The sequence below is a fragment of the Paraburkholderia humisilvae genome, from assembly GCF_902859855.1.
In the GTDB taxonomy this organism is placed as follows: domain Bacteria; phylum Pseudomonadota; class Gammaproteobacteria; order Burkholderiales; family Burkholderiaceae; genus Paraburkholderia; species Paraburkholderia humisilvae.
In genome coordinates, this window is the sequence record NZ_CADIKH010000012.1 from 83803 (window position 1) to 109526 (window position 25724).

Genomic DNA, 25724 nt, shown 5'->3' on the forward strand with positions numbered 1-25724 from the left:
CTGCGCAAAGGTTCCGACAGATGACGGGGCGCGCCGGACAGCTAATCGACTCCATTGAATCCACGCAGGAACCCAGATGTCCCAGACCCCATCCACGAGTACCAAAGACGACCTTGTCGCCCGTTTTATCCCCTTGCTGCAAGAGGTCAAGGACATGACCGCCGGCACCGAGGTCGAGCAATGGCTAAATACGAAATACGGTGTGGGAAGCGAGTTGTACAAAGACCTAGCTCGACTGACTAGCCTCGGCGTGCAGCAAGGGTGGGCGGCCGACACCGAAGTCGCAGGTCCGCGTTATCGCCGGTCGCGACTGGCTGTGCCTTGTGCGGAAACGTTCTTTTTCAGCGCCACAGTGGTACTACTGGACAGCACGGATAACGCTCAGAACAATCCCGAGGGTAGCTTCCGTGCCGACTATCACTTGCATCCCTATGGCGAATTCAATCTGGTGATACCGCTCGTTAAAGGCGCCGCGCTCGCTGGTCCGAACGGCTGGTGCTATGGCGGCTGGACGGCACCCGCGCCGGGCAGCCACCACTTTCCGGAAGTTAAAGGCGGCGCCGTCCTCTCGCTCACTTTTCTGCCCGCCGGACGGCTTGCATTCGGCGGATCTATCCAGCCGCTACGGTTACGGGTATCCCGAGATAATTAAAGACCATTGTTGATCCGGAATAGACCTTCACGGCATCTTGCGAGTACTGAACTCCTGTCCCGCTACTGACCAGTTGTGACTCTATAACCGGCGCAGCCATGGACCAGGTACTTCCGTCCGACGTTTGCGTATACCACATTGCGCTTGGTTCCAGACTGTTCTGGAAGAACGCATACAAGATACCGTTGATCGCGCAAGCACAAATGAAATACGCCACGACGGTTGCCGTTCCTCCTGTCCCCTCGCTGTAAGGCACGATCGCGGGAAAGTTGATCTTGGACCAGGATGTCCCATTGAACGTACTGTAGGCGAAGAAGGTGTCGATGTTGCCTTCCTCCGTTCCACTCAACTGTACAGGCCCGTATAGCGCTGTATAGAAAACATACAACGTGTTGTTAAAGACAACGGCATTAGGAGACGTCGATGAGTCAAATCCATAAAGCGTTTGCGCCGACACACCGAGTTCGGCGTCTCCGGACCACGAGTAACTGACGGGTATCTGATTCTGCGTCCACGTCCCATCGCTGGCCGAACAGACGCTGTAGTACAACGGTATCAGGTCGGCCTCGTCTGCACCGGTTATGCTGCCGCTCGGTCCTCCGTAGAACACGTAAAGTTGTGAAGGCGAAGACGCCGTTGCGTATTCGGGTAGCGGGTAAATCACGGCTGAAGGGGATTGCGACATGATCGCTGTACTCGCCGTGCATCCCGTCGGGACGACCTGAGAAAGCGGACTCCATCCTGAAGCACCGGTGAACGTTGTGTACCACAGTTGCCCTGCGCTGTTCGCATCCTGGAAGAAGAGCCACAAACTGGCTGCATCGGACACAGGGAAACTAACGGCTGCCGGACTACAAGACGCGATGGCACTGCCCGCTGTCGACCCTGATGGCGTAATGGCCTGGGCGGCGGTCCAATTCGCGTATCCGCCTGGCGTCGACTTGTAGCTGATCTGGCCGTTGTTTTGAAAAAACACGTACAGGTTGGAAGCGCTCGCACCTGCGGAACTGCCCGGCGTAGTCGACGTGGTGTCAGACGCGCCGATCCCCACGCTTTCAGGAGGAAATACCACGGCGGCGGGGATCGTCGAAGCATCGATGGCGGCATCGCCAAATGCCGTGTTCCACGACCATACCGTGTTGTCCGGCGTGGTCGCGTACCAGACCTGCTGATCCCCACTGCTGACCACCTTACAGTCGTCCACCGTCTGCATCATCGGCAGGATGGCGTTGCCTACACTCCCACCTTGGGTGAGACACCACAACTGACCGTTGAATGCCACGATTGAGGGACCGCTGCTCATCGTCAGCAAACCTATTTGCGTGGGCTGCGCGCTTCCAGTCAAACTAAACGGCGTGTAATAGTAATCGCTCGTCGCGTTTCCGGACTGGGCGCCTGACGTTGCAACACCCTGGTAGAACAGGTAAATGACATTGTTGTACACGAGCGCCGGCACTGCCCCGGTCGACGTTGTGACAAACGATGGCTGGCATGAGGTCCACGTGGAACCGTCGGTGCTGGTGACGCAATTCAGATATCTGATTTCCTTCAATCCTCCCTCGACGGTATAGAACACATAGATCGCGCCATTCCAGACTACCGCGGAGGGCGACATGTTGGCGCTCGGCGCACCGCCAACGCAAGGCGATCCGCATATCGTCGCGCCGTCCACCTCGACATTGGACGTGGACCAGGTGTTTGAATTCTCGGCAAGCACACTACACGTCAACCAGCAGTGGGTATCGTTTGTAAAATAGAAAACATACACGCTGGAGCCGAATACCACCGCCGCTGGATTCGACTCACCCGATGTGCCCATCGTCAGATTCGTCGAAGGTACCGCGGCGACCGCCGTCCACGACGGCGTCCACGATGGAGTCGGATTTTCCAGTGTTGGCGTAGGGGGGATCGGGCTGCTCTGATAGCACAGCGTGCCCGCCGAATACCCACAATCCGACGTGCCTTGATAGAAAACCCAGATCGCGTTGTTGAAGACAACCGCCGTCGGCGCGCCGGTCATTCCCTCGTACGGAGAGACTTCGCCAAGACCTTTCACGGTGGTCGGTGCGGTGCATTCGCAATAGCTCGTTTCGCCGACGGTTGCGCTCGAGGTGTTATAGATCATAAAGAGCGACGGCGTCGCTTGACCGGATGGCTGCAACATGACGTTCGCGGTACTGCCGCTCATGCCGGTCACCGGGAGTGTCGTGCCCTGTGCCGACCATGTGAAGCCGTTGTAGACCGAATAGTAGAGTTGCCCTATAAAACTGGCCGGTTGATACATCACGTTCAGCAGATCGCTTCCACTCGCGACGTATGTCGAGGGCGACGCCGAGACCGATACATCAGGTACGTCGAATTGAGTCCAGGCGCCACTCGGCTCCAGGGTACAGCCGCTAAGCTGCCAGTTATCCGTCCAACCCGTCCCTGCGTAGAAGACAATGAGTACGCTGTTTCCCTGACTAGTGGTATAGACACACGCGGCCGGCGTGCCTGTAACGATGCAGTCGCTCGCATTGAGTCCGGTGGGCACGACCTGGGTGGGGTTGCCCCACTGCGGGGGTGAGCCGGAGTAACACGTGTACCACAGCTGACTCATGCCCGACGAATTGGGGTTTGCGTCGTAAAAGACGTATAGGTCATTGTTGAACACGACTGCGGATATTCCGGTCGTGGAGTTGCACGGCACCGCCGTATTGCCTGACCAGCTTAGTCCGCCGTTGCTAGACGTGTTGTAGTAGATCGTGCCGTTCGTGATGTAGAACATATAGAGCAGATCACCGAACATCGTGAGCGACGGGGATCCTGTATTGCTGGTGATCCCCGGAATGACGAGCGGTTGTGACCACGCATTGTAGAAATGGCTGTAGTAGCTAAATGCCACTTCATCGTTCGTGGTGCGGCTCACCATATACGGTACGTTGGTGGCTGGCACAGCGGTCGCCGGTGAGCCGGCCGGCGCAATCGCCATCGCTGTTGTGGTGGTGGGGACGATAGACTGTACCCAACCATTTTCCGTATAAACCGCATAGAAGAGTGCGCAGGGAGGCATCGCGGAAGCAGCCGAAACATCGCCGCTGGGTGGACTGACAACCTGATAGAAAACCCAGGGCTGCGGCGTCTGGTTGTCACCGAAACTAACAGGAATCAGGTAGTTTCCGACAATGCTGGAGCCAATCGGAACGTTGAGCACCTCTGACGGCGCGATGTCAGCAGCATACTGGGATAGACTTCCCACCAGTAGCGCATTGCCCGCCTGGTTAGTAGAGCAGATATACATGTCCGTGGCAGTCGCCATTTGCCCGAAGAACGCATCCGGCGCAAAGACTGCGGCGGTCGGGGATCCATCCGGCGACGTCATCGCATTGGCCACCTGCTTGTCGCCGACCCACTCGTCCATTCCGGCGGGTTGGCTGTTGTACCAGATTTGCCCACACTGTCCCCAACCCTGGTGAATCATGTACGTCATCACTTCAGACGTGAATGGTGGTGTCGTCAAGACGGCAAAGGGATTGCAGGATACCCCGGTGTTCGGGACTGTCCATTCGGAAGCCAGATACGGAGTGATTGAAGGTGTGCCTGCGCTGTCAAACCCGAGTATTGCCTGGAAGTACGCCGCGCTCCAGTTGCTTGCTCCATAGAAGATGTTAATTTCGGCCTGTGTAGGCCCCTCGCCTTCGTAAGGGCTGGGTATCGTTGCCGACAGTGCACAAGGGGAAGAACCCTCAGCGTAACCAGGAATCGGCGTGACATTGATGGCCGTTGTCCAGGAATCCGGTTCACCGTTGGGTGACCACGAATAACCAACGTCACATGTTCCCGCTGCCACACCCGGCGACGTATAGACGAGATAGAGCGTTTGCTGGTTTGTCGTAGGATTGGTGAGGATAACAGGGGCTGCCATCGTTCCACTGACCAGAACCGCATGATTGACCACCATAGTGGCCGGACTCCACGAGGTTCCATCATAGACGTTGTACCAGAGCTGCATTCCCCCGCCGCCTTCCGTTCCTCCATAGAACACGTATAAGCTGCCGTTGAACATGACGGCGGTAGGTCCGGCTGATTCATAGAGCGCCACCGAGCCCGGGACGACTTGAGCAGGATAGGTCAAGCTAGGCGCGTCCGTTTCATAACACATATACAGCGTGTTATCCGAGCCCTGATAAAAGATGCACGTCGTGTCGCCGGCAAGCGTAACGGCTGGCATCGAGTAGACATCGCCGATACCGGGCACGTCGACATAGGGTGTCCAAAGCGCCGAGGCCAGATCGTTTCCCGCGCTCCATGTATCGCCGACGAGACCGCCTATGCTTCTCGCGATCTTGGGGACATCCCCCGTTGCAATGCCCAGCGTCAATGCGGCGCTGTCCCTCACGAATCTGGCAACCACGCTCATATCATTTGCGTACGCTTCCCGCTTGTGGCTAGCCTGTTCGCGAAGCTCATCAAAACGCCGCATTACGGGCTTCGCCGGGCTTCCGGCGAGAACCGCGTTTGATCAGACGCGCTTTCGTGAAGCCGGACAAACGTTTCCCGTATCGCCCTCGTCAGATAGTGATGCAGTTTGTGTGGCAAACGACTGAAGCAGGTCATTCGGGTTCGTTGCAAACCGTGTATTCGATTCGACTCTCTCTTCCGGATCGAATCGCAATACCTGATTCAATCATTGCTCCTCGAACATCCAGGGTGCCGCTAACGGGCTTTCACCAGCCACAGTACTCGCCCGCCCTCGTTGTCAGTTTGCGTAGTGTCTTCATCGATGTAGATGCCGTTGACCGGATCAGACACGAAGCTCTGTGTCATCTGGTAACCACGGCATGAAACTTCAGGAACATCGCTGCACGATTGCCAGTAGTGCTGGAACAGCAGGTCCGAATAGAGTTGCTGTCCAGTCAGCACGGCGTTAGCGCCGACATAAAGGCCCGGCACGTACCCGGCGCTCGATACGGCGTTGAACCAGGCGTTGCAATAGTCGATGACATCCGACGCAGCAACACCACCAGCGACGCCTTCCAGATCGCACCAGAGGTTCACCCCAGCGGGGAAACCCACCTGCGCGGCGTTACCGGCCGCGTTGTTTCCATAGGTTTGTCCCAAGCTTTGCGACGGCGACCATCCCGGCTCATCGACATGCTGTACGGCCATCAACGCGAGTCCTGAAGACAGAATTCCCGCAGCCTCGGTCGGCGACAGATCCCCGCTCGCCTGTCCTGCGCCCAACGACAGGTAGCGGATGCAGAAGCCATAACCCTGACCTGAAAATTCCTGCGCGATGGTTGAAGACACAACGGTGTCGGCATCGAAGCCGCGTGAACGCGGTGGCGCAGACGTGACGATTCCAGTCAGTGGCATGGCACTTCCTTATGCAAAACGCCTGCTGTTGTGAAAGAAAATCGAATGGTGATTTAAAGGAACCGGCTTTTATATGGAACCACCAGCGGCTCGAATTCGATTCGACACAATAAAACCGTGCGAACATGCATCGTGAAATGTGAATTCCAACGACAATCCACGGCGCATGTCGCCACGTTTGAAAACTTTCACCACTTAAGATTAGAACGCAGATCTACGGGAGCCAGGCCATGCCATCCGATGGCTTCTTTTTATTTTGCTGAAGCATAGTGCATCCACTGATTTCTACAAGTCAATTGACGAACGCGATGACGGGTTTTAATTTTATCTTTCACGTAATCAGGTTATCAAACCATGGTCGTAACCTCGAACACCCGTTGCGAATGGCCAGCAATTTGAAGTGAATCAATACAGCAGAGATTCGACACTAAAGACGGACCGTATAGTCGAACCCTCGCCACGCATGAGGAGCCCGCGCGGCCGCGATCAATTCGTCAACGCGTTAACGGTTTGCTCGGTGGTCCACAGTGCGTGCGCGAGGTATCGATAGTTGATGATCGCAGCGAGATATCCATCCCCGTCCGGCAATCGGGGACCAGCGGTCGCATCACGCACGACCACGACTTCAAACCCTTGCTCTATCAGCTCGCGCAAATGTGACTCGACGCACAGGTTGGCCGCCATGCCCGCCAGAATCACCTGAGATATACCCCTCTTGCGCAGCTGCAACGCAAGGTCATTGGACTCGGGACCGTATATCTTGTGCGGCGACGCGATGATCGTCTTGCCGTCAAGAATGTATGGCTTGTACTCCTCAAGGAAGTCTGCCCCCGATCCCTCAAACCCTTCCAATGTGTTCGGCCCTTTGCGGTCGAACATACAGATCTTGTGCATCACCTTCTCAAGCGGGCCACCGAAATGCCATTCGTGATCGCACGGGTAGTAGTAGTGCGGCGATACGGCGACCGTCAGACCGAGCTCCTTGAACACCTTGAACAGCTTGCCGAGGTTCGCCACCGTGTTGTTTTCGACAATGCTGTCCCCGAACACCGACCAGCTTGCGCCCTTCGAACTCAGAAAGTCGATCTGCGGGTCAATCACTACCAGCGCCGCCCTCGCGCGGTCCAGACTAAAGCCCGTCTCCGGCAGCGCCGGATTGACGGGATCAGCATACGGATTCAACTGCTGTTGTGCTGCCTGGCTTTCGTTGCTCATCGGATCCTCTCTTCACGAGAAAAACTGCGGGAACACCAAGCTGGCGGGTCACACCTGCCATCGCCTCAAATTATAGATGACCAGTCGCTTTAATAAAAGGCAAAAAAATTTTACCTGATCAACCTGGGCAACACGACCTTTACGAAGCGCTCGCAGGCGCTAGCGCTGTGTTCGACTTTACTGCGCATCACAGCGCCTTCGTAGCTCTCGATCAGGATCCCGGCTAGCTGATGCGTGTCGTGTGCCCGATCCAATTCGCCGCGCTCCTGCGCTTCGAGCAGACATGCCGCCAGCGCTTGCTGCCATTGATCGAGCAAGTCGGCCAGCTTGCGCCTCGTCTCGTCACTACCATTGGACATTTCCAGCGACAGATTGCCGATCAGACAACCCCGTGTGAAGCCGTTCTCGCTGTGGTCGTGCGATAACCTCTCGAAGAATTTCCGTACCCGCACCAGCGGCTTGATGCGTGCGTCGTACAGAAGCTGCCCATGCCGCTCCTTGATCGACTGCCAGTAAGCCTCGAGAATCTCAGCTGCAAACGACTCCTTGCTATCGAAGTAGTTGTAAAAGGACCCTTTCGGGACACCCGCGGCGGCCGTGATGTCTTGCACACCGCAGCCATTGAAGCCGTACTCATGCACCACATCGCGTCCCACGGACAGCAGTCGCGTGCGCACTTCAGGATTGGGCGGGCGTGGCATGTCGGGCATTTCGCGGTCAGTTAGAAATACCAAGATAACCGGTCACCTTTTTATTGTCAAATGACTCCGTGCGGCAATGTATCGCGCCGGTGCTCAAGACGATCGAGTCAAGTGCTTGTATGCCTTGGCGTAGGCGTGGCGGCGCACGATCGACGCGCGCCCTCATTCTCATCCTGCCGCTATTGCGCCGTCAGTTCTTCGACCGATCGACGAGTGCGTTCTTCGCAACCCACGGCATCATTGCGCGCAACTGCTTGCCGACCACCTCGATCTGGTGTTCGGCCATCAAGCGCCGACGGGACTGAAGTGTCGGTGCGCCTGCGCGATTCTCGAGTATGAAGCTTTTGGCGTACTGGCCAGTCTGGATGTCCTTCAATACATCCCGCATCGCGCGCTTCGTCGCATCGTTGACGATGCGTGGCCCTGATGAATATTCCCCGAATTCGGCATTGTTCGAAATGCCGTAGTTCATATTCGCAATACCGCCCTCGTAAATCAGGTCGACGATCAACTTCACCTCGTGAAGACACTCGAAATACGCCATCTCGGACGCATAACCCGCTTCAACGAGCACTTCGAAGCCCGCCTTGATCAGATCGACCAGGCCGCCGCACAGTACCGTCTGCTCACCGAACAGGTCAGTTTCCGTTTCCTCCCGGAAATTCGTCTCGATGATGCCCGCACGTCCTCCGCCAATCGCTGCCGCATACGCGAGCGCGAGCGAACGCGCGTACCCCGACACATCGCGAGCGACCGCGATGAGATGCGGAACGCCGGCGCCATCCACATAGGTGCTGCGCACCGTATGACCCGGCGCCTTCGGCGCAATCATGATGACGTCGAGATCATCGCGCGGCTCGACCTGTCCGAAATGGATATTGAAGCCGTGTGCAAAACCGAGCGCAGCGCCTTTTTTCGCGTGCGGCTCGACGTCCTCCCGATAGACGTCGGCGATACGCTCGTCGGGAATCAGCATCATGATGAGATCTGCCTGCGTGACCGCGTCGGCCATCGACGCGACCTTCAACCCGGCTTTTTCAGCCTTCGCCCACGACGCACCCGCACGCAATCCCACCGTTACATTCACGCCGCTGTCCTTCAGGTTCAGCGCATGAGCATGGCCCTGAGATCCATAACCGATAATCGCAACCCGCTTGCCTTTGAGGAGGGTTGGATCGGCATCCTTGTCATAGAAAACTTTCATAATGGTCCAGTCTGGTTAGGGAGTTCGACGCTCCCGGAAGAGTCCCACCAGCGCTACGCTGTGCCCATTCCGATCGGCACGATGCATCGCGCGGCGCGTTTGTGTCACCTCCTGTTTGTCCCGATTTCATCGGACGGCAACCTGGTCTGCACGTGATACGTGGCGGACGCCTGTCCGGCGAATAGCGGTACTGATTAGTCTGGTCGTCAGGAACCTATAGATCGAGCACGATCCGGCAACTCTTTGCGCGCGATACGCAGACCGTCAGCTGATCAGCTCGTTCGTCGTCGCTAAGAATGAAGTCCTTGTGTTCGACCTCGCCCTCGAGGTAACGAACCTTGCATGTTGCGCACAAACCCGCACAACACGACGTGGGAACAGTGGTGCCCGCTTCGTTGAGTGCGTCCGCAATGCTTTGCCCAGACCCGACCGGAATGATTCGGCCGCTTTTTGCGAGCACGACCTCGAACGAATCAGACGCGGTGCCCAATGACAATTCATCGTCGCGCCGCCGTGAGGCGGGCGGTCTTTCCGGCGCTTTGAAGTGCTCGAAATGAACGCTGCCCTTTGGCCAGTGGCTGGTCGCCTCCGCGCACGCCTGCATGAACCCGGCAGGTCCGCAGTAGTAGACATGTTGGCCATGAGACGGATTCGTCAGCAGGCGACCGATGTCGAGACGACCCTGTTCACTTCCACCGTCGAAGTGATAGTGCAAATGGCCGCTTTCGGCGAGCGACGCCAATTCGGCGTTGAACGCTGTGCAACCGGCGTCACGTGCGCAATAGTGGAGCTCGTAGTTCACGCCTTGCGCTTCGAGCGCGTGTGCCATCGACTTGAGCGGCGTTACGCCGATGCCACCCGCTAGCAGGATCACTTTCTCGGCGTCCGCGGCGAGCGGGAAACGATTACGTGGCCGGCTGACGCGCACGATGTCCTGAACACGCAGCTTTTCGTGAACGGCTTTTGATCCACCTCGTCCTTTCTCATCCTTGAGCACCGCAATCACATAGCGCTTCTCATCCTCCGGTGAATTGCAAAGCGAGTACTGGCGAATCAACCCGCCACCGAGATGAATGTCGATGTGAGAGCCCGCGTCGAACGGCGGGAGATTAGCGCCGCATGGGTCGACGAGTTCATACGAGTTGATGCCTTTGCCTTCGAAGCGGATCTGCCGAACCAGCAGGTGCAGTGACTGATCGTCTGGTTTTGGCGATATCCCGATGGTTTCCATGGTGATGTTTCCCGGCGTCAACGGCGTGCAACGGGTTTGAGGTTCAGCGCCCGCATGCACGGAGTTCAGCGCTTCATCGATTGCTCGAGTTCCTCGAAGCTGTTGCGCACAAACGTGTCGCGCTCGTTGCCCTGCATGCTTTCCGCCTGATTCAGGATGTCGATGAGCCGCTTCGTCACCATGCGTCGACGCCGCACCTCCTCTTCGACGGTTTCGCCCTCGGCGATCTCGAAGACGTTTCCTGAGCAGTAGCTGTTAGGCGCCCCGCCCCGTTCACGGAACCACTCGGCAAACGCCCGTGCGGACGCAGCCGGGTTCGTACCTCTCACGGCATCGCGCAACATCTTGCGAAACTGGAACAGCCCCGCATCAAAGCGTGTCGGATGCTCGAGCGCGTGCACGGCGATCGGCCGCTGGCTGATGATCGCCTCATAGTCGCCGGGCGCGTATTGCGCGTCCTTGTAGTGCTCGCGCTCGCGATGATTCGGCGGAATCGGCGGAACGTCTTCGAGTTTGTATTTGCCGAAGCGCTCGGGTCGGCGCATCGCCACCTGGCCTTCGAGAAAGTCAATCGACTCGTAGCCGACCAGCGACTTGTCGCCGACACCGCGCGTATCGATTCCCGGACCCATCACACGCCAGCCGATCATCTTGCTATTTTCATCGTCAACGGGCACCGTCCAGCGGATGATGTGAAAGCGGCTGAACAACTTCTTCTGCGAACCGTCTTCGGATGTATAAGCGTGCAGGCTCAGATTCGGCAACACCTGATGCTGGACCCGCACAAACAACCGGTCCTTGTCGACGCGGCGCGCGCCCGCGCACGCAAGGCTGCGTCCCTGCTGCACAGGCACGAAGTGCATGTCCGGGGCGACTTCCATCGACGCAGCGCCGACTTCGTCGAACGTCGTGCCCTGGTAACGCTCATTGACGACGTTCTTGCCCGCATGCAACGCAGTGGGGTGGTAGTTATCCGCGGCGTTGTCCTGCACCTGGAGCCAGTTGCAATGCTGGAAGTTGCTGTACGGCACAAGCTCGTCACCGGGCAGCACCGTGAAATCGCCTTCCCATTCGGGAAACGGCGGCTCCGTTTCGGGCGGTCCCATATACGCGAAAACGAGACCATTGCGCTCGACCGCCTTGTACGCGCCCTGACGGATTGAACAGGCATACCGCTGCGCTTCCCTTTCCTCGCCCTTCGGAAAGGGCACGTGAAGGCACGTGCCGTCCACGTCGAACACCATGCCGTGATAGCAGCAGCGAATGCCGTGCTCCATGATGGCGCCGTACTCAAGCGACGCGCCGCGGTGCACACAATGCGCATGCAGCACGCCGACCCGGCCGCTTCCGTCGCGGAACGCAACGAGCTCTTCGCCCAGAATCTTCAGGAAACGAGGTGTATCGGTCAGCTCGATCGACATGCAAACAGGGTGCCAGAACGCACGCATGAATTCGCCCAGCGGCGTGCCTGGACCGGTTTCGGTGAGCTCCGGGTCATGACCGGGCACCTTGTTCGTGTAGTAACCGCCATATGGAATCAATTTCTTTGCAACTGGCGCACCGCCGGCGCTCTTCTGATCTTCCAGCTTGTCTGATTTCACGCTCATGACTTCCATCTCCAGCGATTGATAGGGGCGTTTCGGCACGCAACCCAGTCTGTTTTTGGTACTCGGAACTCCGTCTACAAACACCATACGAAAATGGCCAGTGAGAATCTTGTGCGGCGAATCGGCGAGGTGCTGGGCGACCACACGGGCGAACACCGCCCGGCCTGACAGATGAAGCCGCGCATCGGCACGATATGAGGGCTCATCCGCCACCGTCGCTCAATCGAACATGTCATGCTGTGTCGCGACCAGATCATTCCAGATAGTCTGGAAATGCAGCCACCCAATGTATTCGCTGCCGACATGTTCGCGGCTGTAGCGCGCACGTTCACGTGCGACAAGCCTCGGCGTCGCGCCGGTCGCTTCGATCATCAGTTGCTGCTGGCAGCAGCGTTCGAGTGCGATGAACCAGAACGCCGCCGAATCAATGCTGTGCCGGCTTGCAGTCAGGAGTCCGTGGTTCTGATGAATCGCCGCCTTGACGCCTGAGAAAGCGTGAGCAACGCGGTTGCCTCCCTTCACTTCGACGGCGACCTTGCCCGCCTCGTCGCCAATCACGACATGATCTTCATAGAATGCCGCGGCATCCTGGCTGATCGGTGCAAGCGGCTTGCCGAGCGATGCGAACGCCGTGCCGTAAACGGTATGCGCGTGGCACATCGCGACAATGTCCGGGTGCATTTCGTGCACCGCGGCATGCAGCACGAAACCCGCGCAGTTGATCGCATGGTTGCCTTCGACGACATGGCCCTGATGGTCCGCGCAGATCAGGTTCGACACCTTGACCTGCGAGAAGTGGATGGCCATCGGGTTGGTCCAGTACAGCGACGGGTTCTCCGGGTCGCGCACTGTCAGGTGACCGGCAAAGCCATAATCGAATCCTCGCAACGCAAATGCCCGGCATGCGCCGACCAGATGCTCCTTGAGGTACTGCCGGTGCTCCGCAGCCGTTCTGAAAGCGGGCAGTTCCGGATAGATCAGACCTTCCTGATCGGGCTGATAGATCGAAATCTTGCCCGGCTTGACGATCGACTCCAGTTTGTCGTCAATGATGGCAGTGGCCATGACATGCTCCTTTGAGTTGACAGATGAAGGCCGCGCATACACGCACGCGGCGCCTCGAGGTTGAATCACCTGCCGATGCGTAAATGGTCGCGGCACAGGCGTCAATTGACAAACGATCACTGTTCATAGAAAGATGAACCTCATTCATACATAGGACGTGGCATGAGACGGATCCCTAACTTCGTTCTGCTACGTGCGTTCGAGGCAACCGCACGGCTGCAAAGCTTCACGCTCGCCGCTGAAGAACTGCATCTGACGCAGTCGGCGATCAGCCATCAGGTAAAGGAGCTTGAGGACTATTTCGGCCGGCTGCTGCTCATCCGCCGTAACCGCAGGGTGGAAGTCACGCCGGAAGGCGCGCGGCTGCAGGAGAGTCTTGGGCGCGTATTCGACGTGATCGAAGCCGCGTGCAATGAGGTCGCGCTTTCGCCGACCGCACAGGTGCTGGTATTGCACAGCGCCCCCAGCTTTGCGGCCAAATGGCTCGGGCCGCGCCTGCCACAATTCATGAACACGCACCCCGACATCACCATCCGCTTTTCGTCGGGCGCGGAGCCGATCGACATGACGCGCGCGAGAGAGATCGACGCAACGATCTCTTATGGATTTGCGCAGGAGCGCCCCGGTGTTATCACGGTCCCGCTAGGCGCCGAACGCATCGTGCCGTTATGCGCGCCGTCGCTGTTGCGCGATGGCATAGGAGCGGACAGGCTCATCGGTGAACTGACGCTGATCGACTCACAATTGAGCCGCATTACATGGCCAGACTGGTTTGCGCACAACGGCATTCCGCTGCCGGCAAGACCTCGGCCGTCATTCGATCGCGCCGCATTGGTACTCTCCGCGGCGGTCGACGGCATGGGCGTCGCGCTTGAAAGCACGCGGCTGGCGGAACGCGAGTTGGCGCAAGGCGACCTGGTCGAGTTGGGCGCCGACGTATTCAAACCGCTCGCACGCGAGACCCATTTCTTCTCTTACCGGGCCAACGAGCGCAATGTCGACAAGGTCAGGCGGTTTCGCAAATGGCTATTCGGCGAGGCGGGCATCGCCCCCGATTTCGCCCCCTCATAGCTCAAGGACACAGGCGTGACACACACCCGTGTTGCCGATGCGGATGCACCGCATGCGTGCACGGACGGGCAAGACACAGGCAGCTCGCGGTAACCCAAAGCACCGATATCCTTATTTGAATTCGCCATTTAGTTCTCACGTCGCCTGGTGATAGGCTCGATTCGATTTGCAGACCTGCCGGCACGCCGTCCCACGTCTGCGTTGGCACCACCCCATCTGTCGAAGCGGCCTGGTCCGCAAGGAGATCACGTGAGCGTCGAATTCATCGGCATGATCCAGCAGCGCAAGATTTCTGAAACGCATCTCCCACAAGGGCCTGCGATCGACACCGACTATGTGCGCCGCTTCGCGCAAGCACACGAAACCGCAGGCTTCAACCGTATTCTCGTGCCGCACAGTTCGACCAGCCCCGACGCGACCATCACGATCGCGTATGCGGCAAGCGTCACGTCACACGTTCACTTCATGCTTGCGCACCGTCCCGGTTTCGTCGCACCGACGCTCGCTGCCCGGCAGATCGCCACGCTCGACCATTTCTCAGGAGGTCGACTTGCCGTGCATTTCATTTCCGGCGGCAGCGATGAAGACCAGCGACGCGACGGTGATTTCGTGACCCATGACGAGCGCTACGCGCGCACCGACGAGTATTTGCAGATCCTGCGCCGCGTATGGACGGAAGATCGGCCGTTCGATCATGATGGACGCTTCTATCGCGTCGAAAAGGCCTTTTCGGAAGTCAAGCCAAAACAGACGCCCCATGTGCCGATCTATTTCGGTGGCGCGTCCGCGGCGGCGCTCGCCGTCGCCGGCAAACACGCCGACGTATATGCGCTATGGGGCGAGTCGAAGCAGCAGGTGCACGAGCAACTGACACGGGTGCGCGCCGAAGCGGCGAAGCATGGCCGCACGGTGCGGTTCTCGGTGTCGTTCCGACCGATCCTCGCGTCGACCGAAAAGGCCGCGTGGGAACGGGCCGAACATATTCTCGAAACAACCCGCCGCCTGCGTGTGGAACAGGGCTTCTCGCGCGGCGGCCCGCAACAGAGCGAGGGCGCGCGGCGCCTGCTTGCAGCGGCCGGCGACGGCGTGCGCGCCGACGAGCGTTTGTGGACCGCGGTCGCGAAGGAAATCGGCGGTCGCTCGAATTCGACGGCGCTGGTCGGTACACCGGCGCAGGTCGCGCAGACGCTCGCCGAGTACCACGCGCTCGGCGTAACGACGTTCCTGATTCGCGGCTTCGATCCGCTCGAAGATGCGCTCGATTATGGCCGCGAGCTGATTCCCGCCACGCGCGAGCTGACTGCACGCGCGCGCCACGCTGCCTGATTCCGGCTACGGACGCCACGACCTCATGAACAACACACTTCGCCCCGACCCTACGTTCGCGCTACGCGAAGCGCCTGTCCGCAAGTTCTGGTTCGACGACGACACCGCGCCGCGGCGGACGCTCGCCGAAGAGCGCCTGCACCGGCGGCAGCGTCTGGCGGGCGCTTTTCGTCTGTTCGCAAAATATGGATTCGCGCAGGGACTCGCCGGCCACATCACCGCACGCGACCCCGAATGGACCGATCACTTCTGGGTCAATCCGCTCGGCCGGCATTTCGGCCGGATACGCGTGTCGGACTTGCTACTCGTCAACCGGCACGGCGAAATCGTCGTCGGCGACGGGCCGGTCAATCAGGCTGCCTTCGCGATTCATGCGGCGGTTCATGAAGCGCGGCCCGACGTCGTCGCCGCCGCGCATACGCATTCGCTGTATGGCAAGGCATGGTCGACGCTAGGCCGCAAGCTCGATCCGCTGACGCAGGATGCGTGTTCGTTCTACGAGGATCACGCGCTCTTCGACGACTTCCGCGGCGTTGTACTCGACACGACCGAGGGCGCACGCATCGCCGACGCACTCGGCACGCACAAGGCCGTGATATTGAAGAACCACGGCATCCTAACAGTGGGACCAAGCGTGGAGGCGGCCGCCTGGTGGTACGTCGCGCTCGACAACGCGTGCCATGCGCAACTGCTCGCGCAGGCAGCAGGCGCGCCGCAGCCAATTCCGCACGACGTCGCGACATTGACGCATCAGCAGGTGGGCCGCCCGGGAAGCGCCCAGCACGCGTTCGAGAGCGTGTACGAGGGCCTCGCTGAGACTGAACCGGATCTGCTCGACTGATGGCGCGGCATAAACTACGACGCTTCGTCATGACCCGTACCCTGTCTCGCCTGTTCGTCCGTTCGCTGCTCATCGCCGCGTCTGCCACCCAGCTCGCCGCTCACGCCGACACCGTCGCGCTGAAAGTGGGCGACCAGCAACTCCAGACGCGCGGCATCCTCGAAGCGTCGGGGCAATTGAAAGACGTACCGTACAAGATCGAGTGGTTCAACTTCCCGGCGGCGCAGCCGCTCGGCGAAGCATTGAACGCGGGTGCGATCGATATCGGCGGACTCGGCGACGCGCCGTTGATCTTCGCGTATGCGGCCGGCGCCAAGGTCCGCGCCGTGGCTGCGACGCGCTCGACACCGATCGATCTCGCGATTATCGTGCCCGAGGCGTCGCCGATCAGGACCGCCGCCGACCTGAAAGGCAAGCGCATCGCGACGACGCGCGGCTCGATCGGCCACTATCTGGCGATCGCAACCCTCGAGCGCGCCGGCATCCCGCTGTCGGATGTCTCGCTTCGTTTCATGCAGCCTGCCGATGCGAAAGCCGCCCTCGCCTCCGGCAACGTCGATGCATGGTCGACGTGGGATCCGTATGTCGCACTCGGCGAACAGCTCGATCATGACCGTAGCATCGCGAACGGCGTTAGCCTGAGCTCCGGCCTGAGCTTCCAGGCCGCCACCGAGCAGTCGATCAACGCAAAACACGCGGAAATCGCCGACTTTCTGAAGCGCGTCGCCGCAGGTCAGCGCTGGGCGCTATCGCATCCGGACGAAGCGGCCGCGATGCAATCGAAGGTCACCGGTCTTCCGCCTGCGGTGCTGAAGACGGTCTATCTGCGCGCGCAACTGCATCCCGTCCCGATCGACGACGGCCTGATCGCGGAACAGCAGAAGACCGCCGATCTGTATCACCGTGCGGACGTGATCAAGACGCGGCTCGACGTCGCACCGAGTTTCGACCGGCAGTTCCCGCTGACCGCGCCGCGATAGCGTCCCGCCCTGCGACTTCGAAGGTCAGTATTTGAATGGACAGGGTGAAGCGCTCCGCGCATGCGCGGCTCATGCGCCGCCGATGTGGGTATCGGTAATGGCGCGCACGTCGATGCGCCGCGGCAGGATCTGGTCGCGAGAGGCACGGTCTGCGACCTTTTGCAGCGCGTCGATATCGGCATCCGCCACAAAGCGCTGTTTCAGCGATGCGCGACGGGTGATCTGCCTCGCCGCATCGAGTGGCGAGCGCGTCAGCGTCGCGTAGATTTGCGCATAGGCGTCCGGATGGGCAAGCGCCCAGTCGCCCGCGCGTTGCAGCCTCAGCAACGCATCCGCGATGGCCACACGCTTGCGCGGATCCGCGAGCGCTGCGCGCGGCGCCGTGAAGAAGCCGAGTCCACTATTGATTCCCGAACCGTCACGCAGAACGCGCGCACCGTGCTGCGCGGCGATCCCGTAGTAAGGATCGAAGGTTGCCCACGCTTCGATCGAACCGGACGCGAATGCAGCGAATGCATCGACAGGAAGAATGAAGCGCACCGACACATCGTCTTTTGATAGCCCCGCCTCGGCAAGCGCACCGTAGAGCTGAAATTGCGAAATGCTGCCGCGCGCCGACGAAACAAAGACCGTACGCCCTTTCAGATCCGCGACTGTCTGGATACTCGAATGCGGGGGAACCAGAATGCCGAGCTGCGCGCCCGATCCGACGCGTGTCGCAACGATCCTGAGCGACGGATCACCCACTGCCGCCGCGAGCACCGGCAGATCACCGGCGGGCGCGAGGTCGACAGCCCCCGCGCGCTGTGCTTCGAAGAGCGGCGCCGCGCCCTGGAAGTTCGCCCAGCGATACGCGTAAGGCGTGCCGTCGAGCACCTTCGCCGCTTCCGCGAGCGCGCGCGTTCCACCGGCCTGGTCACCCAGCACGAGTGTCACGCTGTCAGCGGCGCGTGCATGGCGCGGACCTACGAGAGCCGTCGCCGCAAGCACCGACCCTGCGGCGAGCAGGCGCCGACGCATCTGAAAAGACGTCCGGGCGGAAGCAGTCATAGAGCCTCGCTGTCTAGATTCGGCCAAGCGTAGCCGCGAAGGACCGTCGTGAGAATGATTCAATTCGGATATGGATATATCGGCGCCTTATCTATGTTTAGCGCGTCTTTCGTTTATCTGTATCGGTTGAATCGATAGTTGAATCTGTCGTTTCGCAGGTCACGTCATGATTGCTAGCATTGCGGCTTACCTGGTCAATGCCCCATCGTTTGCGCAACAAGAAACGACATCCACGCCATGCCGCAGATCACCCGACGCACCTTCACCCGACTTGCCCTCGCCTCGCTGCTGGCCGCCGCCGGCGTGGCGCGTATCACGCAGACACCGGCACAGACACCAGCGCCGAATGCCGCGCCCATCACGCTGCGTATCGGCTATCAGAAGTCCTCGACGCTGATCACGCTGCTCAAGGCGCACGGCTCGCTGGAAAAGGCACTGACACCGCTCGGTGTACGCATTTCATGGAACGAATTCTCAAGTGGTCTGCCTTTGACGGAAGCGCTAAACGTCGATGCGGTGGACTTCAGCGCCGACGTCGCCGATACCGTCCCGGTCTTCGCGCAGGCGGCGCACGCGAACTTCGTCTATGTCGCCCAGGAAGCGCCGTCGCCGGGTGCACAGGCGATCATCGTCAAGCGCGACAGCACACTTCGTTCGCTCGGTGATCTGAAGGGCAAGCGCATCGCGGTGACAAAAGCGGCGGGCAGCCACTATCTGATGCTCGCGGCGCTTGCGCGCGCGGGCCTCACACCCGCCGACGTCAAAACGAGTTACCTGGCACCCGCCGATGGACGCGCGGCGTTCGAGCGCGGCAGCGTCGACGCATGGATCACGTGGGACCCGTATGTGGCCTCCGTCGACCGCAATGCGGACGTACGCATTCTCGCCGACGGTACGGGACTTGCGTCCTATCAGCGCTACTACCTCGCGTCGCGCGCTTTCGCCCACGCGCACCCGCAAATCATCCAGATCGTGTTCGATCAGTTACAGGAAGCAGGCGACTGGCTGCGCGCACACCCTCAGGACGCAGCGAATACGTTAGCGCCGATCTGGGGACTCGACGCCTCGACAATAGGACGGGCCAACGCGCGCAGAAGCTATGCCGTACGCGCAGTGGAGGCACGAAACTTCAGCGAGCAGCAGACGATCGCCGACGCGTTCTACCACAACGGATTGCTGCCGGCTGAAGTCGTAACGAATCAGGCGCTCTATTGGGACTTTGCAGCGAAGCAGGCGAAGACGATTGGACCGTAGCCGGGACACTCGTCTGACTTAAACCGTTCGCAACATCCCACCGTCAACGAAATAGGTCGATCCAACGCTGTAGCTCGCGCGTTCCGAGCACAGAAACACGATGAAATCCGCCAGCTCCGCCGGTGTCGCGAAGCGTCGGATCGGTGCGAATTCGTCGGCCACCTGTTGTAGATGACCTTCCCAATCGCCGCCCGCATCCTGCGTAAGCTGTTTCGCGGTCTTCACCCAGTCGGGCGTTAGAACGAGGCCCGGATTAATCGTGTTCACGTGGATATTATCTTTGACGACCTCGGTTGCGAGATTTTTTGAAAACATCATTAATGCGGCCTTGGTCACGTTGTAGATCGGCTCGTAACCGAGCGGCTGCACCGCGCAGATCGACGCGTTATGCAGGATCGCTCCGCCGCCTCGCCGCTTCATCGACGGCACGAAGCCGCGTGCGAGCCGCACCGCCGCCATCACATGCAGGTCCCAGTACGCCTGCCACTTCTCGTCGGGCGCTTCCATGATCGTCTCGTTACTGCCGGTGCCCGCGTTGTTGAACAGGATGTCGGCGCCGTTGAACTGCTGGTTCGCCGCGTCGACCAGCGCGGCGACGCCGTCCATTGTCGCCACATCGCACGTTACCGGCACAGCACGCACGCCGTGACGCGCCGCAATGTCCGCAGCGACCTGTTCGAGCCGTTCGCGTTGCCGCGCGCCCAGCACGAGATTCACGCCTTCGGCAGCGAACCCTTCCGCGACCGCCAGTCCAATGCCGACGCTTGCGCCCGTCAGCACCGCAACTTTTCCACGCAGATTCGAATCCATTGTTCGTCTCCGTTCGATGTTGTGCATCGGCCTGAATATACCGATTGACGATCAGGTTACCGATGCTCTGAGTCCCGACCCGCTCATTGTGCTGGAGATTGACGCCTCCGTGGTCGCCGAATCCGGTACAACAGGGTCGTGAGCGACATCGATTGCCCCCTGTGCGTGGCCATTCAGCGGTGTATCGGGCACGCGAATGAACGCACCCACCGTGCGCAGATCAGGTGTGACACACCGTCGGCTACATTGACCGTCAGGCGCCGGCCAGCAAGGCTCCCGCGCCGGGGACCACGGGCTCGAGCTCAAGGCGATCCAGCATGCCTCGAACGGTGCATACCGCAGTCGAAACAGTACGGATTCCGAGCATATCTTCGATACGCTGAATGGCTGGCAATGAAGGCATCTGGACGCACGCGGACGCCACCACCACGTCCGCGCCTTTGGTGTTCAGGCCACGAACATCTTCAATCAGCCGCATCGGATCCCGCAGACCGACTTCAAGGTTGTCGGGGATCTCAAAGCAGATCGAATCGATTACCTCAATTCCTTCGTTCTCGATATAAGCGACGACGAGGTCAGTCAAGGGACGCATATACGGCGCCATAAGCGAAATCCGGCGAGCCCCCAGGATCTTCAGACCGTCTATCAACGCGCCCGCCGAGGTCATGACGGGCGCAAGGCAATGATTCGCACGAGCGGCTTCCAGCAGTTCGCGTTCCGTTTCCCGATGGTAACCGAGCCCCATCGCCATGATCGCGACCAGGCATGCCGTGCTCATCACATCAACACGAGCGTCAGCGAGTTCCGCCGCACAGCGCAGGCCCTCCTTGTTCATCGCGGCCAATTCCTCCTTCGTGACCTTGTGCATTCTCATCCGGCTCGAATGAAAAGTGAATCGCTCGGCGCGGATGACTTCACGAGCACGTAACATGGCAGGAATTTCGGTTTCCATGGTTGTGTTCGAACTCGGAACGATTTGCCCAATACGAAAATTTCGAGACATTTTCATCTCCATACGTGTTGATTACTTTAGGTATCCAAAATTAACAGTGGCCCCTGACCGGATGTCAGTGCGTTATATCGAACCGGGCGACCGTCAGGACAGCGCCGCCTTCTCGGCGTAGAGTCCCGATGCGCACAGAACGCGGTGCACGTCGATCATGGACTCCGCGCCAGTCGAAGACTATGGGCGTAGCATGCCGGTTTCTGGGGCGGTTGAAAACTTGTCAATGTTCAGCGCAGGCATCGCCAAACGCGATGGCCGCAATTGATCAAAAAAACCGCCGGGACTCGTTGTCGCGCGACTCTTCAAGACCGTAGCCGCTGCGCTGCGCACGAGCAGCGACTGATTACGACTGAATGGCAAAGTACGGTGGTGTGCCTGCCGAGAGGTCATCACTGCCCTGAATGCCGAGCGTGATGCTTTTACCGTAGAAGTAGGGCATCCCAAGGTCCAGTTCGCCCGCTCCAAACACGCCCATGTTCTGACCGATACCCGCATGCGCTGCATTCTCACCATTACCGAGTTCGGACACCGCATTGACCAGGCTGAATGAAATGCCAAGCGTCACGCCACTCTCGCTTTGCATCGACGCCGAAATCGTTTCAGGCGCGGGAGGACAGAACCATGGCTGATTTGAAAAGCTCGACGGGCACTGACTAATGGACGGATCCACGAAGAAGTACGCTCCCGAACCCGAGTCAACGATGCCGGGCATCGGCAGGCCGTCGAAAGTGGTGGCCACCTCGCCAAACACGGTTGTCGTCATCTGCTGCGCGGTCGCCGGCAGCATATTGTTGCCCTGCGTGTTGACACCAAACGTCATCACGCCCGAGACCGAGGCTTGACCGCCTTCGCCGACTGCAGGAAAGCTTAACGTCACACCGTTGTTGTCCGTGGCAAACTTCGTGACCGGGTTGGGGACCTGCTCGGCAAGCGGCACAGCGATACCCGTACAGTTCGACCCAGCGCAATCGTAGTAAAGCGATGCAGCGGCAAACTGGCACGAGGTCTCACAGTCGTGGCGAATGACGTTCAAGCCAATCAGACCGTTGCCTCCAAACGACGAAGCACCTCTCGCAGCCATATCGGGTCCCGCGTTTGCGCAATCGGCGGGAACCGAGGCAAACGAGTCGTCGACAATCTGAATCGGCAACGATGAAGCCGTTTCACCGGCAATCTTCAGGTCGACCGTCGAAATCGGACCCCATGCAACGCCGGAACCAAATTCGACACATTCAGCCATGGTGTTGCCTTGTGCCGAGTCCTTGTTGTTGACAAGGCCTAACGAAGCCGGCACCGCCGAGCGCAGAATACGCAAACCCGCCGAACCCGTATCGACCAGCACATGGTCAATCGTGGCGCAGTTGCCGGTACCTGGCGCGCAGAGGGTCACTGTGACGTACGGTGCGTTCACAAAGCCGAATGTCCGGTCTACCGTCACCGTGACAGCATTGGCCGCCTGACTTGCGCCAGGGACCTGGTTAGCCGCACGACCGGCGCCATCACCGCCCCCGCCGCCACCACAACCTGCGAGCGCCAAAACGAAAGCGAGAATTGCAAGCAGCTTTTTCATGTTGCCCTCGACTATTGGAGTTCGGAAAGGGAAACGCCGACCGGAACCGCCGACGGAAGATAGGCGTGGCCGATGAATCGGCCAAAATGGCCAAACGACTCAACAACCAGGTCCGACGAACTCAGGCTTCTTTGGCTTAACCCGCCTGCACGGATCACATCAGCGCCTGAAGGCTTCAGAAAGCGTTCTGAGTAGGGACCGAGGATGTCCACAAAATTCGGCTGCCACGGACCGGACCAGGCTACCGCGAATACCGTGCCGCTGGACGTCGCGACGAATTCGCGCACGACGGTGCCCGAATTCAGCGTGACCACATTCACGCTATACACGGCGTTCCCTGAAGAGGTTGCCGCGGGGGCCTGCGAGGACTTCGTCGCCTTCATTACCGCAGCGACTTGCATGACGTTGGACGTGACATGGGGATTGGCACCGGTCAACGGAAAGCCGCCCAGTGTCGCAGTGGCCGTATTGGCCGTAAAGCCGATGCCGACGACGACCGCCAGTCCAATGAACCTCATTTTCAATGCTTTATTTTCTGTTTCCATGGTCTTTCTCAAATGGCGTTTAGGTTGTTACGCGCTAAAAAGAGCACGCGAATAGCTCGTATAACAACCGGCTCATGTCAGGCGAGCGCCGATGGAGTACGTATTATCTAAATTTGAAATTTGTCTGTGGAAACCGCTTTGTTTTCTTTGACTCGCGAGTAGAAAAGCTTTGCGGACGCATACGGTTATATTTCTTTAAAACCGTCCTTACAGTAATAGTGCGTCGTAACCGACTTTCTTATAACGGCGCAATTTGATGAGGGCTATGTCTCTGCGATTGGGCATCTGAGTATCGGGTCTGGCCGCGTGTCATCTTTTCGCCGATCGTTCCAAGTGTGCCCAGCATGCGGACATCAGAACCGCTGTGCTTCTTGCGAATGGCGGAAGGGAATAAAGACAGCAACATGCGCGGCATGGCCGGATCTGATCGTCTCGAGCTGCGACGGCCGCAAAGGCATCCAGTTCGGATAGCCGACTGTTTTTGATCATCGCTGAATCTGGCTTAGTATCGACGGCAAGCTGCGATTTGACCTGTGCGGGCCAACCTGAGAACCTGGAAAGTATTGAGTAATAGCCGCGCGTTGCAACATCCATTTCCGCGTTTTCGATGCGCCATCACGATTCGCATCGGGTCGCGTTGGAAGAACCATCATTCATGAGCGATTCCCTACCCTCCCTGTGCTGGGACGATTTGCGCGTCATCAAGGCAGTTGGCGAAAGCGCCAGTCTTGCGGCCGCGGCCGCCGCCCTTGAACTGAATCATTCGACCGTTTCGAGGCGCCTCGCCGTCGTAGAGCGAACGTTGGGCACGGTGCTGTTCGACCGACGCCGCAGCGGCTATATCCCGACGGACGCGGGCGCCGATTTTATCGAGCTTGCCACACGTGTCGAAAATGACATCCTCAGCGTCGTACGACGCGTGTCGGGTCATGCGCAAAGCCACACAGGCGACTTGCGCATCACGACCAGTGACGCGTTATTGCTGGATTTCCTCACGCCAGTCATCGCGGGCTTCCGGACCCGCCACCGAGGCGTACGGATCGAAACGATTGTCGGAAACAGGCCGCTCAATCTTGCACGCGGTGAATCCGATATCGCTTTTCGCACGACCGTTGCCCCTCCTGAAAACCTGTTCGGACGCAAGCTCGCGACTGTCGCGTGGGCGGTTTACGGACGAAGAATCGACTACGATCGTGCATTTCCAATGATGGATCAGCTTTTTCTACATCAATGGGTTTCATATGGCAAAGGGCTGGCTGGTCTTAAAGCGTTCGCGTTCGTCAATGACCGCGTTCCGCACAACAACATCGTGTACCGCAGCGACTCAGTCGCCGGCATCGCATCGGCGATTTCCGCGGGCATAGGCATCGGCTTTCTGCCTTGCATGCATGGCAACCTTGTGGACAGCCTCGTACGTATCGGCCCTATCGTTCCAGAGGTCTACGATGAGCTGTGGGTTTTGACTCATCCAGATATTTGCAAATCCGGACGCATCGCTGCATTCATCACGTATTGCGCGAAAGCAATCACGCCGCATCGCGACTTTATTGAAGGCAGAGCGTCTCGACGCGACCACCCGATGGGGCTGAGAACCGGGAAGGCATGCGATAGGATGCCGGCCTTGAAAGGTGCCGACTCAGCTTGCATGCAAATAACCATGAAAGGTAACCGCTTTTGGGGTACGCAATAAGCAGAGGTCGCCACGCCCTCATACTGGATCGAGCCGCCCCTTGTCCATAAGCCACCTACCGATAGCAAGTCTGGCGCTGACCTGCCTGCGAAGCACCATCTGTGTCGACGATCCCATCAGCGCTGCAATGTCCCCGACATCCCATCCCGCGAGTTCGCGCAGCGTCAAGACGACGCGTTCCAGGCGGGGCAACTGTCGCAAGAAAATCTGAAGCGATAACGCACAATCTTCGTTGCAAGATGGCTTTGAACTGTTCGGGCTGCCATTGGACGTGGTATCGAAGCGTCTTGGGTCTGATAGCACCGCTGACACCATAATGGACGTCATGCGACGCACGAATTCATCGTGCCGGCAACCGATCGTGCCATTTGGTTCCACGCAGCAGTCAAGTGAAGTGTGCAGAAGCGACTCAGCAACCTCATTGTCCGGCGATAGCGATAGGGCGATCACCCAAAGTCGTTCGATATGCTTAGTGTATTTCACGAGATTCAGCAAATACCGCGTAAAACGCGAAGTAATCACCGGTTAGCGGCTGTGATAACCATGCGAAC

General features: G+C 59.1%; 21 protein-coding genes. 7 read left to right on the forward strand and 14 right to left on the reverse strand.

The annotated features are described in order from the left end of the window. The first annotated feature begins 76 nt into the window (after positions 1-76). Positions 77-652, forward strand: a complete 576-nt coding sequence (locus HV796_RS14675) for a 4-hydroxylaminobenzoate lyase (RefSeq protein ID WP_175227229.1) — start codon at positions 77-79, stop codon at positions 650-652. Here HV796_RS14675 and HV796_RS14680 read toward each other — a convergent pair. The 8 genes from HV796_RS14680 to HV796_RS14715 all read right to left on the reverse strand — a co-directional run bounded on the left by HV796_RS14680 (position 612) and on the right by HV796_RS14715 (position 13030). Beyond that, the gene (locus HV796_RS14680; protein ID WP_175227230.1) at positions 612-5114 is read right to left on the reverse strand and encodes a hypothetical protein; all 4503 of its coding nucleotides are present in this window, start codon (positions 5112-5114) and stop codon (positions 612-614) included. The two genes, HV796_RS14675 and HV796_RS14680, sit on opposite strands and share 41 nt — an antisense overlap. Before the next feature lie 233 nt (positions 5115-5347). Further along, the gene (locus HV796_RS14685) at positions 5348-5941 is read right to left on the reverse strand and encodes a DUF1906 domain-containing protein (protein ID WP_217477915.1); all 594 of its coding nucleotides are present in this window, start codon (positions 5939-5941) and stop codon (positions 5348-5350) included. 552 nt (positions 5942-6493) lie between these two features. Continuing rightward, positions 6494-7222, reverse strand: coding sequence for a cysteine hydrolase family protein (locus HV796_RS14690; RefSeq protein WP_175227232.1), 729 nt, complete (start codon positions 7220-7222; stop codon positions 6494-6496). A 110-nt stretch (positions 7223-7332) separates the two neighbouring features. Next, complete coding sequence (locus HV796_RS14695; RefSeq protein ID WP_175227233.1) at positions 7333-7923, reverse strand: TetR/AcrR family transcriptional regulator; 591 nt, start codon at positions 7921-7923, stop codon at positions 7333-7335. Positions 7924-8113: 190 nt separating this feature from the next. Beyond that, a complete protein-coding gene (gene ilvC / locus HV796_RS14700; RefSeq protein WP_175227234.1) occupies positions 8114-9127 on the reverse strand; it encodes a ketol-acid reductoisomerase in 1014 nt (337 codons plus the stop codon). A gap of 214 nt (positions 9128-9341) precedes the next feature. After that, positions 9342-10358 carry a PDR/VanB family oxidoreductase gene (locus HV796_RS14705; RefSeq protein ID WP_175227235.1) on the reverse strand — a complete coding sequence of 339 codons (1017 nt, stop codon included), beginning with the start codon at positions 10356-10358 and terminating at the stop codon, positions 9342-9344. A 65-nt stretch (positions 10359-10423) separates the two neighbouring features. Then, positions 10424-11965 carry a Rieske 2Fe-2S domain-containing protein gene (locus HV796_RS14710; RefSeq protein WP_175227236.1) on the reverse strand — a complete coding sequence of 514 codons (1542 nt, stop codon included), beginning with the start codon at positions 11963-11965 and terminating at the stop codon, positions 10424-10426. 219 nt (positions 11966-12184) lie between these two features. After that, a complete protein-coding gene (locus HV796_RS14715) occupies positions 12185-13030 on the reverse strand; it encodes a class II aldolase/adducin family protein (protein ID WP_175227237.1) in 846 nt (281 codons plus the stop codon). A gap of 162 nt (positions 13031-13192) precedes the next feature. On the opposite strand from HV796_RS14715, the gene HV796_RS14720 reads away from it, so the two are divergent. The 4 genes from HV796_RS14720 (at position 13193) to HV796_RS14735 (ending at position 17248) form a co-directional block, all read left to right on the forward strand. Beyond that, positions 13193-14101: a LysR substrate-binding domain-containing protein gene (locus tag HV796_RS14720; RefSeq protein WP_175227238.1), complete on the forward strand. Its 909-nt coding sequence runs from the start codon at positions 13193-13195 to the stop codon at positions 14099-14101. A gap of 249 nt (positions 14102-14350) precedes the next feature. After that, positions 14351-15427 carry an LLM class flavin-dependent oxidoreductase gene (locus HV796_RS14725; protein WP_175227239.1) on the forward strand — a complete coding sequence of 359 codons (1077 nt, stop codon included), beginning with the start codon at positions 14351-14353 and terminating at the stop codon, positions 15425-15427. A gap of 25 nt (positions 15428-15452) precedes the next feature. Continuing rightward, positions 15453-16268: a class II aldolase/adducin family protein gene (locus HV796_RS14730; RefSeq protein ID WP_175227240.1), complete on the forward strand. Its 816-nt coding sequence runs from the start codon at positions 15453-15455 to the stop codon at positions 16266-16268. A 29-nt stretch (positions 16269-16297) separates the two neighbouring features. Further along, positions 16298-17248, forward strand: coding sequence for an ABC transporter substrate-binding protein (locus HV796_RS14735; RefSeq protein ID WP_246355867.1), 951 nt, complete (start codon positions 16298-16300; stop codon positions 17246-17248). A gap of 69 nt (positions 17249-17317) precedes the next feature. Here the strand turns inward: HV796_RS14735 and HV796_RS14740 are convergent, their stop codons facing one another. Next, on the reverse strand, positions 17318-18298 hold the full coding sequence (locus tag HV796_RS14740; protein ID WP_175227241.1) for an ABC transporter substrate-binding protein: 981 nt from the start codon (positions 18296-18298) through the stop codon (positions 17318-17320). A 237-nt stretch (positions 18299-18535) separates the two neighbouring features. On the opposite strand from HV796_RS14740, the gene HV796_RS14745 reads away from it, so the two are divergent. Next, entirely contained in the window at positions 18536-19552 is a 1017-nt protein-coding gene (locus HV796_RS14745) for an aliphatic sulfonate ABC transporter substrate-binding protein (protein WP_175227242.1), read from the forward strand. 18 nt (positions 19553-19570) lie between these two features. Here the strand turns inward: HV796_RS14745 and HV796_RS14750 are convergent, their stop codons facing one another. From HV796_RS14750 to HV796_RS14765, 4 genes are all read right to left on the reverse strand, one after another. Beyond that, positions 19571-20362, reverse strand: coding sequence for an SDR family NAD(P)-dependent oxidoreductase (locus tag HV796_RS14750; protein ID WP_175227243.1), 792 nt, complete (start codon positions 20360-20362; stop codon positions 19571-19573). Positions 20363-20615: 253 nt separating this feature from the next. Beyond that, the gene (locus HV796_RS14755; protein WP_217477916.1) at positions 20616-21365 is read right to left on the reverse strand and encodes a maleate cis-trans isomerase family protein; all 750 of its coding nucleotides are present in this window, start codon (positions 21363-21365) and stop codon (positions 20616-20618) included. Between the two features lie 346 nt (positions 21366-21711). Continuing rightward, positions 21712-22938, reverse strand: coding sequence for a DUF3443 family protein (locus tag HV796_RS14760; protein WP_175227245.1), 1227 nt, complete (start codon positions 22936-22938; stop codon positions 21712-21714). 11 nt (positions 22939-22949) lie between these two features. Next, a complete protein-coding gene (locus HV796_RS14765) occupies positions 22950-23483 on the reverse strand; it encodes a DUF2844 domain-containing protein (RefSeq protein WP_175227246.1) in 534 nt (177 codons plus the stop codon). A gap of 655 nt (positions 23484-24138) precedes the next feature. On the opposite strand from HV796_RS14765, the gene HV796_RS14770 reads away from it, so the two are divergent. Next, positions 24139-25173, forward strand: coding sequence for a LysR family transcriptional regulator (locus HV796_RS14770; protein WP_175227247.1), 1035 nt, complete (start codon positions 24139-24141; stop codon positions 25171-25173). 18 nt (positions 25174-25191) lie between these two features. Here the strand turns inward: HV796_RS14770 and HV796_RS14775 are convergent, their stop codons facing one another. Then, the gene (locus tag HV796_RS14775) at positions 25192-25695 is read right to left on the reverse strand and encodes an RNA polymerase sigma factor (RefSeq protein ID WP_217477917.1); all 504 of its coding nucleotides are present in this window, start codon (positions 25693-25695) and stop codon (positions 25192-25194) included. Between the last annotated feature and the right edge of the window lie 29 nt (positions 25696-25724).